This window comes from Daejeonella sp., from assembly GCF_036405355.1.
GTDB lineage: Bacteria > Bacteroidota > Bacteroidia > Sphingobacteriales > Sphingobacteriaceae > Daejeonella.
In genome coordinates this window covers 1-12630 of record NZ_DASWXT010000121.1, presented here as the reverse complement: position 1 = coordinate 12630, position 12630 = coordinate 1, and the positions used below count along the sequence as shown (strand labels likewise).

Genomic DNA, 12630 nt, shown 5'->3' with positions numbered 1-12630 from the left:
TACGATATATTGATTTAAGAGCTGTTTTATTATAATTTTCATAATTTTTCAACAATTTATGTTAATAAAAAAGTGATTTATAAGGCTAAAAGCAAATAGTGTCAATTGCTAAAAAAAATCGGTGTGAAAAACTAAAAAAATTCCGCTTCAATTTTTGTATACTTTTGTTGTTATGAGTTTAGAAAAGGATCAGGAATTTAATAAAAGTAACAAAAATACATTTTCATCTGAACGCCGTAACAGATTGAGTACAATCGCAAGCGGATTGGGAAAACTACCTCCTCAGGCACTTGATTTGGAAGAGGCCGTTCTGGGAGCGCTGATGCTCGAAAAAGATGCATTGTCTGCTGTTATTGATATATTAAAACCCGATGTTTTTTACAAGGATAGTCATCAGAAAATTTTTGAGGCTATACAGGCACTTTTTCAAAAATCCTCTCCTGTCGATATATTGACTGTTACAGCTCAGTTGCGTCAGCAGGGCGACCTTGAAATGATTGGCGGTGCTTACTATATCACTGAACTTACCAATCGTGTTGCATCAGCTGCAAACATCGAATATCATGCAAGAATTATCTCACAAAAATTTATTCAGCGTGAGTTGATCAGGATTTCGACTGAAATCATTAGTAATGCATATGAGGATACCACAGATATTTTCGATCTTCTGGATCATGCTGAAAAGAACCTGTTTGATATTGCCCAGAACAACCTGAGGAGAGATTCCAGAAAGATGGATGATATCATCCGGGAATCACTCGAAAACCTGGAAAAAATAAAAGATAAAGTAGACGGCTTAACAGGTGTACCATCAGGATTCACTGCTCTTGATCGTATTACTTCAGGATGGCAACCTTCTGATCTGGTAATTATTGCGGCAAGACCTGCAATGGGTAAAACTGCCTTTGTATTAAGTTGCGCCCGTAATGCTGCTGTGCAGTTCAATAAACCTGTGGTCTTTTTCTCACTGGAAATGTCTTCAGTTCAGTTAGTCAACCGTTTGATATCAGGAGAAACGGAAATTGAACAGGAAAAAATTCGAAAAGGTCATTTGGCAGAATGGGAATGGCAGAAACTTCACTCAAAAATCGGAACACTAACCGAAGCCCCATTGTTTATTGACGATACACCGGCATTGAATATTTTCGAATTCAGGGCAAAATGCAGACGCTTAAAAGCCCAGTACGATATTCAAATGATAATCATTGACTACCTGCAGCTGATGCATGGTAAAAATGATGGTAAAGGCGGCAACCGTGAGCAGGAGATTGGCAGCATTTCGAGAGCTTTAAAATCAGTGGCAAAAGAACTAAACGTACCGGTTATCGCTCTGTCGCAGTTGAGCAGAGCAGTAGAAACCCGGCCAGGAGCAGCTAAAAAGCCTATGCTATCAGATCTTCGAGAATCGGGATCTATTGAACAGGATGCGGATATGGTTCTCTTCCTGTACCGCCCGGAGTATTACGGGTTAACCGAAGATGAACAGGGACGTTCAACCATTGGTATAGGTGAAGTGATTGTGGCTAAACATAGAAATGGTGAAACAGGAACGGTTCCATTACGATTTGTTGGTAAATATGTGAAATTCGTTGATCTGGAAGAGGACTTCAGCAATGCTTCTGCAAGTAATCCTAATCCATTTGCCGGTATCAGTCCTTCCCAGGATTTTGAGAAACCGAACAACTTCATTATACGTCCTTCCAGAATGGATGATATGGATGATGAACAACCTTTTTAAATAAGGTCCTAAAAGGATTTTATTAAAGAAACAAACCCACTAACACTGCTGCCAGAATGATCAGTGGAGTTCTGATTTTGGTGAAGGCCAGTAAAAGGAAAGTACTTACAATCAGGCCTACTGAGAGGTAATTTATTCCGACAGGATGTATCAGCAGCAGAAATGCCGCACCCATAAATCCAACAGAAACCGCATTTATACCAGATAAGGAATTCTTAATTCTGGTTATTTTCTTCAGATCATTCCAGAATGGGACGATAAATAAGATGAGTATCAAACCAGGAAGGTTTATTCCAAGAACCGCAATTATACTACCCATAATCTGCCCATAAATACTAGCACCCGAATTTTTCATGGTCATGCCACCTACAAAGGAAGTAAATGAAAAAGTAGGCCCCGGCAAAGCTTGCTGAAAAGCATATCCTGAAAGGAATTGGTCCGAGCTAAGGTAACTCTTCATCTCAACGAATTCGGTATACATAAATGGTACAAGAACCTGCCCTCCTCCAAAAATCATAATTCCGTTACGGTAGAAATTCTCAAACATACGAATCGGCAAACTGAAAGGTGAAGTACGGTTAATGAGTGCACCCAGTCCGGCGAACAAAAGCAAAACACCAATAAAATAAGCAATCTTTTGAGGATTTATGTTCGAGAAAAGTCTGACTCTCAGGTCATTCTCTTCAACTTCTTTGTTGATGCTGGATGAGACGATACCTCCAATCAAAATAAGGATTGGAAATGCATACGCATTTCTCAATAGCAAAGTGGCAAACAATGAACCTGCAGCGAGCCAGAATGATGTTTTTGATTTCAAAACCTTCTCTCCGAAAGAATATGCTGCATAGGCTACAATACCAACTGCTACTGGCTGAACATAATGCAGTACCTGAGTAAATTTTTCCTTTTGCCCAAGTAAGGTATAACTTAATACCGCAAGGCACATCAATACCGTTGAAGGTAATATCCAGATAATGAAAGCGCTGATTGCGATTGGAAGTCCGCCAACTTTATAAGCAATTCCAATCAGAGTTTGTGTAGAGGATGGACCCGGAAGGATTTGAGTCAGAGCATTAAGCTCTAACAATTCATTTTCAGAGATATACTGACGTTTTTTGACGAAATTCTTGAGCATCATACCGATATGAGCCTGTGCTCCGCCAAATGCTGTCAGTGTAAACCATATTACATCAGTAAGAAAAATAAGCTGACGTTTTCTGAGCATAAAAATTAGTCGTCTTCGTAATCTAAACCATTTGCAGAATTATATACCGTCTGTAACTCCGAAAATGCGTGTCTATCCCCCCTTTTCCTTGCGACTTCCATCCCTTTTCTGTAAATATCTATCGCTTCCGGCTTTCTGTCAATAATTTCATACAATTTACCCAAATGATAATAAGTTCCAACATAATCAGGATGATTAGCGATCAGATCTTCAAAATAAAACAAAGCTTTTTCATGGTCATTGACATTAAAATACTCTGTTGCAAGCGCATATTTTAAAAAAGGATCTTCAGGTTCATTTTTAAGAAAATCCAAAAGCTTTTGTAAACGGATATGATGCATTTTAATTTGGCTTTTTTGAGTAGATTTGCAAAAACAGAAATCTATATGAAAGTATTAGTTTGTGTCAGTAATGTTCCAGATACTACAACAAAAGTAACTTTTAGCAGCGATAATACCCAATTCAATACTGCAGGTGTTCAATATATTTTGAATCCTTACGATGAAATTGCGCTAGCCCGTGCTATCGAGTTAACTGAGGGTGGAAAAGGCACAGTGACCATTATACATGTTGGGGAAATTAGTTCTGAACCAACCATAAGAAAAGCTCTTGCAATTGGTGCGGATGATGCTGTACGGATAAATGCAGCTCCACGCGATGCTTATTTTGTAGCAGCTCAGATTGCTGACTATGCTAAGGAAAAAGGCTTTGAAATGATCTTAACAGGAAGGGAATCAATTGATTACAATGGTTCTCAACTTGCATCAATGATTGGTGAGTTTATGGATATCCCATCCATTTCGATCATCAAAAAATTAGATATTGATGGCAATCAAGCCAATCTTGTTCGTGAAATTGAAGGTGGTAAGGAAATGCTGACAGTCTCATTCCCATTTGTTGCCAGTTGTGCAGAAGGTGTGGCTGAGCCTAAAATTCCCAATATGCGGGGGATCATGTCGGCAAGAACCAAACCATTGGAAGTCATTGAAGCTTCGTCAGTCGAAAAACTGCTGGATTTCAAATCCTATTCAATACCAGCACCCCGTGGCTCAGTGACAATGCTTAGTGCAGATGAAACAGAGAAACTTGTTGATCTGCTACATACAAAGTCCAAAGTTATTTAAAGCTATAATAAATTCATTAAGCCAATCAAGGCTATAAAGGAGAGAATATGTCAGTTTTAGTATATGTAGAGAATGCAGAGGGGAAATTCAAGAAATCTATCTTTGAGGTGGTTTCATACTCCGCTGCTATTGCAGAACAGTTAAAAACAGATTTGATCGCTATTTCGATAGGTAATGTAAGTCAGGCTGATCTGAGCAGTCTTGGAAAATATGGTGCTGCAAAAGTGCTCAATGTATCAAATGATAAATTAAAGTCCTTTGTCAATCAGGCCTATGCATCAATCATCGCTGAAGCCGCCAAAAAAGAAGGATCGACACTTGTTGTTTTCTCAAATACATTCAGTGCTAAGGGCCTTGCCCCTCGCGTAGCTGTAAAGCTTAAGGCCGGACTTGCCGATTCAGCTGTTGAATTACCCGAAATTGACAATGATAAGTTTTTGATAAAGAAAACAGCATTTTCAGGAAAAGCATTTGCAATTGTTGAATTGGTTTCTCCGATTAAGGTTATCACTCTGAATCCAAATTCATATCAGCTTAAAGAAAGTGGATCGGCCGGAAAAGTAGAGGATTTTACTCCTGAATTCAAGGAATCTGACTTTCGCACAATGATTACTGAGATTGTAAGAGCAAGTGATAAAATTGCACTACCCGATGCAGAACTTGTAGTTTCGGCAGGTCGCGGGATGAAAGGGCCTGAAAACTGGGGTATAATTGAGGAACTTGCTTCTGTACTGGGAGCAGCAACAGCCTGTTCTAAACCTGTTTCTGATGCCGGATGGCGTCCTCATGAAGAACATGTGGGCCAGACCGGAATCGCAGTCAGTCCTAACCTTTACATTGCCATTGGTATTTCTGGTGCAATACAACATCTTGCGGGAGTTAGTTCATCTAAAACTATTGTAGTAATCAACAAAGATCCTGAAGCACCCTTTTTTAAGGTTGCAGATTACGGAATTGTTGGAGATGCATTTGAAGTGGTCCCAAAATTAATTGAGGCGATCAAAGCTTATAAATCAAATTCCTAATCTCCGGTGCGCTTTTTTGAGCTCCTTTGATTTTTAGCTAATTTAATGAAGAAGATAAAATTAGATATTGTAGGCCTTTCTTACAGCCAAACTCAATCAGGGGCTTATGCACTCGTATTGGGTGAAATAAATGGGCGAAGAAGACTTCCCATTATTATTGGGGCTTTTGAAGCCCAGGCTATTGCAATCGAGATTGAGAAGATGACGCCAAGTCGTCCACTTACTCACGATCTATTCAAATCGCTCGCAGGTTCATACAACATTAACATACAGGAGATTATAATTTATAATCTGGTTGACGGAATATTTTTTGCCAAACTGATTTGTTCTGATGGTAAGAAAACTTCTGAGATTGATGCCAGGACTTCTGATGCTATTGCTTTGGCGGTACGTTTTGATTGTCCGATATATACCTATGAATTTATATTGGCTACTGCTGGAATAGTGATTGAAGGTAATGAATTTGTATTTCTTGAGAATATCGAAGCTCCTGCTGAAGAAAAGGCAGTTTCTGCGACTATCAATTTCAGCTCACTTACAGAAGATGAGCTAAAGGAAAAACTTAAAGACGCCCTGGCTGATGAAGCCTATGAAAAAGCTGCAAAAATACGTGATGAACTTTCAAGAAGAAAATCTTCATAATTTTCTTCTTGAAAGTATTAATTCTAATTCTTATTTCTAAATTTCACGTTTTAATCAGAATTTAATATTCTTATGGAGAGATTTACCGGACTGATTGGCGTTGTATTGATTTTTGCAATTGCATTTCTGATGTCCAACAATAGAAAGGCAATCAATTACAAATTGGTGTTTTCCGGTTTGGCGATACAAATCTCTCTAGCAGTATTCATACTTAAAATTCCAATAGGCAAAAGTATTTTCGCCTGGCTTGGTGATGCGGTTACAAAAATTCTGAACTTTTCACAGGCTGGAGCAGCATTTGTATTTGGCCCATTGGTCAATACAGCCAATATGAGCAAGGCTTTTGGAAATGGAAACGAATTTATCTTCTTCTTTAATATTATTCCAACGATCATTTTTGTTGCTGTATTAGTCAGTGTTGCCTATTATCTTGGCATTATGCAGCGCATCGTAAAGTTTATAGCCTATATCGTTTATAAATTAATGGGAGTCTCGGGTTCAGAGGCGCTTTCTAATGTGGCCAGTGCATTTGTGGGACAAGTTGAGGCACAGATTATGATCAAACCTTATTTAAAGGGCATGACCATGTCAGAATTATTAGCCTCTATGACTGGTAGTATGGCTTGCATCGCTGGTGGGGTCATGGCAGTGTATATTGCTCTTGGTGTGCCGGCAGAATACCTCATAGCTGCAAGTTTAATGGCTGCTCCTGCTGCATTAGTCATTTCCAAGATCGTTTGGCCCGAAACAGAAATCTCAGAAACTAAAGGAAGGGTATCTCTGGAAATTAAGAAAACAAATGCGAATCTGGTCGATGCTATCTCCCATGGTGCAAGCGATGGATTAAAAGTAGGTTTAAATGTTGTAGCTATGCTGATCGGGTTTATCGCTATCATCGCACTAGTTGATTTTGTACTGGGGAAAATTGGATTCGGACTTCATAGTCTGGGATTAAGTCTTTCTTTCGTTGGAATCAATTTACAGACACTAAGCCTTAACCAAATTCTGGGCTCACTTTTCTCAATATTTGCATACGCCATGGGAGTACCGGGCAAGGACATTCAAATAGCAGGGTCCTTAATGGGTACTAAAATGGTTATCAATGAATTTGTAGCTTATCTGGACCTTACAAAGATCAAAGAAACCCTTGATCCAAAAACCATACTGATTACCAGTTTTGCTTTGTGCGGGTTTGCGAATTTCAGCTCGATCGCTATTCAGGTTGGTGGAATTGGTGAATTATCTCCTGAGAGAAGAACCGACCTTGCCAAGTTTGGAATGCGGGCACTGATCTGTGGTACCCTGGCCTCATATCTTTCAGCAACAATCGCAGGAATTTTGATGTAGGATTAAATCAATCTGAGTTCGACGATATAAGAAAGAGCAAAAAATACGGTTACAATTGGTCAGATAATGCTCATAATCCACAATAATTTGATTTTTGAAATCAATACCTATTGTTATTGGCTGGTTCAGCCCTTTCCTCCGGCAAGGTTTATTTTACCCGGTGCGGTTTTTCATCGGGACGGACAGTCCGGAAAACAGAGCATCTGCTATTTGATATAAACCCGTGGCAGATATACCTTTTTTGCAATACGAAATTGTATGATATATACTGAACAGTTACAAAAACAACGGCAGAACAGGCGACTGTCGCGAACGAATAATCACAGACCTTGCTTTCTAAAACAAAAAAAAGTCAATCTAATTAGTCCTGATAGATTTTATATCGAAATTAGCTTAAATAAATAATTTTCATTTGTTCTCAATAAACTTGAGCCCTTCCATTTATAAAAAAACTCCTGTGGATTTTAGCCCAAGGAGTTTTTCTATAATTTTAGCAGCGAATTAACGATTTTTTAAATCTACATAGGTCCGAACTGTTTCACCCGTAAATATCTGTCTTGGTCTGCCAATTGGCTCTTTATTCTCACGCATTTCCTTCCATTGAGCAATCCATCCAGGTAAACGTCCTAAAGCAAAAAGCACAGTGAACATATCCGTTGGAAAGCCTAAAGCCCGGTAAATAATACCAGAATAGAAGTCTACATTTGGATAAAGCTTACGATCAACAAAATAAGGATCGTTCAAAGCTGCAGTTTCAAGTTTCTTTGCAATATCCAGAACCGGATCATCAATACCCAGTTTGTCAAGAATTTCATCACATGCTTTTTTAATAATTTTAGCACGCGGATCAAAATTTTTGTAAACACGATGACCAAATCCCATCAATCTGAAGCCATCGTTCTTATCCTTTGCTTTATTGATCCATTTATCGGTATCACCCCCATCATTTTTGATCTCCTCAAGCATCTCAATTACTGCCTGGTTGGCACCACCATGAAGCGGACCCCAAAGTGCTGAAATACCTGCTGATATGGATGCGTATAAATTACAGTCTGATGAACCTACCATTCGAACAGTTGAAGTTGAACAGTTTTGCTCATGATCGGCATGAAGAATGAATAAAACATTCATAGCCTTTACCACTACCGGATCGATTTCGATTTGTTCGGTACGCTGACCAAAGGTCATATTCAGAAAATTACTTACATAATCCAGGTTGTTCTGTGGATATATGATCGGATGTCCGAGTGATTTCTTATAAATCCAGGAAACCACTGTAGTCATTTTTGCAAATAACTTGATAATGGTCAGATTTTGCTCTTCCGGAGTTTGCTTTGCATTTAGTGATTCAGGATAAAAAGAAGAAAGGGAGCAGATTAGTGAAGAAAGCTGACCCATAGGATGGGATTTTGAAGGAAAGCCATCAAAAAACTTCTTCATATCCTCATGAACAAGAGTATGTCTTGAAATACTCGACTGAAAGGCATCAAGTTGCGTTTGATTTGGCAATTCACCATAAATCAGCAGATAAGCAACTTCGATAAATGTAGATTTCTCCGCTAACTCTTCAATACCATAGCCTCTGTATTTTAATATCCCGTCTTCCCCATCTAAAAATGTTATGGCACTTTTTGTTGCACCTGTATTTTTATATCCAGAATCAAGAGTTATATATCCGCTTGCGTCCCGAAGTTTAGAAATATCAATGGCCTTTTCACCTTCAGTACCAGTAATGATTGGCAGTTCGTAAATTTGTTCTCCTATTTTAAGGGATGCTGATTCTGACATAAAATTCTAATAGTTGATTCACAAAACTAATAATTATGTGCGCTTTTGACCTAATTTTGGCAAAAGCTTTTGCAATATTTTTGTTAAAAAATTAAAAAAGTATATAAATAGTAAAAGATTGACTGGTATTTATGGAGAAATGAATAAAAAAAAATCAAACCTTAAAACAGTCAAGAATTATTTCTTTGTTATAGTTTCTTTTACCTCACCGCAATGAAGCATCTCATCACCATAATACGGGTTCATTATTTCCTCCTGTGAAGATAGCCAGTATCCACCTTCTCCTTCGTTGGCCATCGGACAATATTGAACATAAATACTACCAGAAGATATCTCAGATTGTTTAAACAAAGTAATTACATCATTACTTAGGGCAGTAAAGGTGGTACGTTGCTCTGAAAGATCTGTACTGGCGGCAATTTTATCAGCTAAAACTGCGGTATTTTCAGATCCTTTAACCTTACGCAGAGCAATGGCAAGCTCTGATGCTGCTGTTCGTGCTTCTGATGCATTTGATGTAACAAGTACATTCTTAAGATCCTCATAATATTTAAAGGCCTGATTGATTGATGTGTCTCTTAATTCAACTTCAACTGCAGGTACCGTCACAAGCGAATCACCTGCAGGAGTCTCTTTGTTTTCCTGAGTCTGGTTGCAGGCTGCAAATAGAGCCACTAATGCAAAAATTGAAATACTAAGTTTTATATTATACATGGTAATTGGATTTTTATAGCTCAAATATCGAAATTTTATTGAAAGAAGATAAGAAATGGGGGTATCTAACCAAAAGAAGGCCCGTTTTGGTTAGAAAATTTAATTATTTACCTTTTAAGTATAAGATAACCTCTGTTAATATTTTTGGTTCTAACACCATCATTCGTTTTGAATGTATTAACGATATAGAAATAGACTCCATCTGTCAAAGGCGCCTCAGAATTGACAAACAGACCTTTATTCGCATAGCCTTTAAATATCCTGTCACTGCTATTGTATGCTTTAATATAAAATAATTCATTGCCCCATCTGTTGAATATAATAACCTCATTATCAGGATACTCTTCAATATTCCTGATAGTGAAATATTCATTTCCAAGACCGTCGCCGTTTGGTGACAGAAGTGGATCAATCTCTATATCCTGATTAATAGGTTCTACACCCGGAACATCAGTTATTGGTGGAGGAGGATATACATCATTGATCGTTACCAGAGCTCCATTACCTATTTTAACTGCAGCATTAGAAACTGTCTTTATCCTTATTTTGATGTCCTCAACTCCCTCTTCAAATGCATCATTTAATACGGCAATCGTAATCTTATCAGTTGTAGATAATGAACCTTTAGGTATTTTTAAACCCTGATAATTATCGAGAAGCAAATAATCCTTTTCCTTTTCTGCTTTTCCACTGTATTCGAGTGTTACGAAAACATCTTCAGGAAATGTTTGCCTTAATCTGGCTGTAATACTGACCTTGGCCCCTTCTTTAACTGAAGAAATTTCGGGGTTCAGACTTACAAGGGAAACAGGACTTACAGTTATTTGCACATTTGCTGTTTTACAATTTCCGCTGATATTACAAATCTGGTAAGTAAACTTAGTTTGTCCATTAAAACCACTATCTGGCTGGAAACTAAATTTTCCATCCTGATTGAAAACAATCTTTCCATTCCCTGGTTCTGACAATTTAAGAAAAGTCAATTTTTCATTATTAGGGTCGGAATCATTTGGGGATACATCACCCGTAAAAGGAACTTGCTGCTCAGTTTTAAAGTTATCATCCCGCGCGATCGGTGAGCAATCTCCATATAAAATCTCAGTTTCGGCTTTGAGGGAACAGCCATTTGAATCTATAATTAGCAGAGCATATTTACCCGGTTTGACGTTCTTTATTTCAGGATTATTTAAATCTTTATTCTCATTCCAGATCAGGATGAATGGCGCCTTCCCTCCTTTTATATTTGCTGTAATGCTACCATCGGAAGTATTCTGACATGAAGCATTTTTTACTATGAATGAAACGGACATTCGTTCAGGCTGGGTTATTGAAATTTCTAATTTATTAGTACAGGAGTTCGCGTCTGTTACAGTTACTAAATAGTTTCCAGCTTTAATCCCGGTCAGATTCCTTGTAATCTGACCTGAACTCCAGATGTAAGAATAAGGTGCAGTTCCACCCGAAACCGTCAGATTGATTGCGCCGGTGCTTTCTCCAAAGCAGTTGATATTAGTCTGAGTACTGCTCAAAGTAAGAGCTGCTAATGGTTGAGTGATCAGAATTGTTTCTGTAGCACTACAACCTTTTGAATCAGTGACCGTAACGGTGTAAGAACCTGCTGTCAAAGAACCTATATCTTCCGTTGTCTGACCAGAACTCCAGCTGTAAGAATATGGTGCAGTTCCGCCCGAAACCGTCAGATTGATTGCGCCGGTACTCTCTCCAAAGCAGTTGATATTAGCTTGAGTACTGCTCAAAGTAAGAGCTGCCAATGGTGGAGTAATCTGAATCGTTTTTGTAGCAGTACATCCTTTAGAATCAGTAACCGTAACGGTATAAGAACCTGCTGTCAGGCTACTCAGATCCTCTGTTGTCTGACCAGAACTCCAGCTGTAAGAATATGGTGCTGTTCCGCCTGTTACTGTCAGATTGATCGCACCGGTACTTTCCCCAAAGCAATTGATATTGGTTTGAGCTGCGGTTAAGGATAAAACTGCGGCAGGTTGAGTGATCAGAATCGTTTCTGTAGCAGTACATCCTTTAGAATCAGTGACCGTAACGGTGTAAGAACCTGCTGTCAAAGAACCTATATCTTCCGTTGTCTGACCAGAACTCCAGCTGTAAGAATATGGTGCTGTTCCGCCCGAAACTGTCAGATTGATCGCACCGGTACTCTCTCCGAAGCAGTTAATATTAGTTTGAGTCGTGGTTAAAGTAAGAGCTGCCAATGGTTGAGTGATCAGAATTGTTTCTGTAGCAGTACATCCTTTGGAATCAGTAACTGTAACGGTGTAAGAACCTGCTGTCAGGCTACTCAGATCTTCTGTCGACTGACCGGAACTCCAGCTGTAAGAATATGGTGCAGTTCCACCCGAAACTGCCAGATTAATTGCACCGGTACTCTCTCCAAAGCAGTTGATATTAGTTTGAGTACTGCTCAAAGTAAGAGCTGCCAATGGTTGAGTAATCAGAATCGTTTCTGTAGCAGTACAACCTTTGGAATCAGTAAACGTAACGGTGTAAGAACCTGCTGTCAAAGAACTTATATCCTCTGTCGACTGACCTGAACTCCAGTTGTAAGAATATGGAGCTGTTCCTCCGGAAACTGTCAGATTAATTGCACCGGTACTCTCTCCAAAGCAATTGATATTAGCTTGAGTACTGCTCAAAGTAAGAGCTGCCAATGGTTGAGTAATCAGAATCGTTTCTGTAGCAGTACAACCTTTTGAATCAGTAACCGTAACGGTGTAAGAACCTGCTGCCAAAGAACTTATGTCTTCCGTTGTCTGACCTGAATTCCAGCTGTAAGAATATGGTGCAGTTCCGCCCGAAACCGTCAGATTGATTGCGCCGGTACTCTCTCCAAAGCAATTGACATTAGTTTGGGTACTGCTCAAAGTAAGAGCTGCCAATGGTTGAGTGATCAGAATTGTTTCTGTAGCAGTACATCCTTTGGAATCAGTAACTGTAACGGTGTAAGAACCTGCTATCAAAGAACTCAGATCCTCTGTCGACTGACCGGAACTC

The 12630-nt window shown here is 38.9% G+C and carries 10 protein-coding genes; 5 read left to right on the top strand and 5 right to left on the bottom strand.

Annotated elements, in window-relative coordinates:
• Positions 1-172: 172 nt before the first annotated feature.
• Positions 173-1738 (top strand): replicative DNA helicase, encoded by a 1566-nt coding sequence (dnaB, locus tag VGE44_RS14750; RefSeq protein WP_331080479.1) that lies wholly within the window; start codon positions 173-175, stop codon positions 1736-1738.
• 22 nt (positions 1739-1760) lie between these two features.
• Here the strand turns inward: dnaB and chrA are convergent, their stop codons facing one another.
• Together chrA and VGE44_RS14740 are read right to left on the bottom strand one after the other, a co-directional pair.
• A complete protein-coding gene (chrA, locus tag VGE44_RS14745) occupies positions 1761-2963 on the bottom strand; it encodes a chromate efflux transporter (RefSeq protein ID WP_331080477.1) in 1203 nt (400 codons plus the stop codon).
• Positions 2964-2968: 5 nt separating this feature from the next.
• Positions 2969-3304 (bottom strand): tetratricopeptide repeat protein, encoded by a 336-nt coding sequence (locus VGE44_RS14740; protein WP_331080475.1) that lies wholly within the window; start codon positions 3302-3304, stop codon positions 2969-2971.
• A 45-nt stretch (positions 3305-3349) separates the two neighbouring features.
• On the opposite strand from VGE44_RS14740, the gene VGE44_RS14735 reads away from it, so the two are divergent.
• The 4 genes from VGE44_RS14735 (at position 3350) to VGE44_RS14720 (ending at position 7101) form a co-directional block, all read left to right on the top strand.
• The gene (locus VGE44_RS14735; RefSeq protein ID WP_331080473.1) at positions 3350-4087 is read left to right on the top strand and encodes an electron transfer flavoprotein subunit beta/FixA family protein; all 738 of its coding nucleotides are present in this window, start codon (positions 3350-3352) and stop codon (positions 4085-4087) included.
• A 47-nt stretch (positions 4088-4134) separates the two neighbouring features.
• Positions 4135-5112: an electron transfer flavoprotein subunit alpha/FixB family protein gene (locus tag VGE44_RS14730; RefSeq protein WP_331080471.1), complete on the top strand. Its 978-nt coding sequence runs from the start codon at positions 4135-4137 to the stop codon at positions 5110-5112.
• A 45-nt stretch (positions 5113-5157) separates the two neighbouring features.
• Entirely contained in the window at positions 5158-5754 is a 597-nt protein-coding gene (locus tag VGE44_RS14725) for a bifunctional nuclease family protein (protein ID WP_324484007.1), read from the top strand.
• 72 nt (positions 5755-5826) lie between these two features.
• Complete coding sequence (locus VGE44_RS14720; protein ID WP_331080468.1) at positions 5827-7101, top strand: NupC/NupG family nucleoside CNT transporter; 1275 nt, start codon at positions 5827-5829, stop codon at positions 7099-7101.
• 501 nt (positions 7102-7602) lie between these two features.
• Here VGE44_RS14720 and VGE44_RS14715 read toward each other — a convergent pair.
• The 3 genes from VGE44_RS14715 to VGE44_RS14705 all read right to left on the bottom strand — a co-directional run.
• Complete coding sequence (locus tag VGE44_RS14715) at positions 7603-8889, bottom strand: citrate synthase (protein WP_331080466.1); 1287 nt, start codon at positions 8887-8889, stop codon at positions 7603-7605.
• A gap of 177 nt (positions 8890-9066) precedes the next feature.
• Positions 9067-9603, bottom strand: coding sequence for a DUF3347 domain-containing protein (locus tag VGE44_RS14710; RefSeq protein WP_331080464.1), 537 nt, complete (start codon positions 9601-9603; stop codon positions 9067-9069).
• A 107-nt stretch (positions 9604-9710) separates the two neighbouring features.
• Positions 9711-12630: Ig-like domain-containing protein (locus tag VGE44_RS14705; protein WP_331080462.1), on the bottom strand; the 2920-nt coding region annotated here is incomplete at its 5' end.

Excerpts from the sequence above, each read along its gene's own strand:
- VGE44_RS14725 (WP_324484007.1), top strand. The coding sequence starts at position 5,158 with ATGAAGAAGATAAAATTAGATATTGTAGGCCTTTCTTACAGCCAAACT.
- VGE44_RS14710 (WP_331080464.1), bottom strand. The coding sequence starts at position 9,603 with ATGTATAATATAAAACTTAGTATTTCAATTTTTGCATTAGTGGCTCTA.
- VGE44_RS14720 (WP_331080468.1), top strand. The coding sequence starts at position 5,827 with ATGGAGAGATTTACCGGACTGATTGGCGTTGTATTGATTTTTGCAATT.
- VGE44_RS14735 (WP_331080473.1), top strand. The coding sequence starts at position 3,350 with ATGAAAGTATTAGTTTGTGTCAGTAATGTTCCAGATACTACAACAAAA.
- dnaB (WP_331080479.1), top strand. The coding sequence starts at position 173 with ATGAGTTTAGAAAAGGATCAGGAATTTAATAAAAGTAACAAAAATACA.
- VGE44_RS14740 (WP_331080475.1), bottom strand. The coding sequence starts at position 3,304 with ATGCATCATATCCGTTTACAAAAGCTTTTGGATTTTCTTAAAAATGAA.
- chrA (WP_331080477.1), bottom strand. The coding sequence starts at position 2,963 with ATGCTCAGAAAACGTCAGCTTATTTTTCTTACTGATGTAATATGGTTT.
- VGE44_RS14715 (WP_331080466.1), bottom strand. The coding sequence starts at position 8,889 with ATGTCAGAATCAGCATCCCTTAAAATAGGAGAACAAATTTACGAACTG.
- VGE44_RS14730 (WP_331080471.1), top strand. The coding sequence starts at position 4,135 with ATGTCAGTTTTAGTATATGTAGAGAATGCAGAGGGGAAATTCAAGAAA.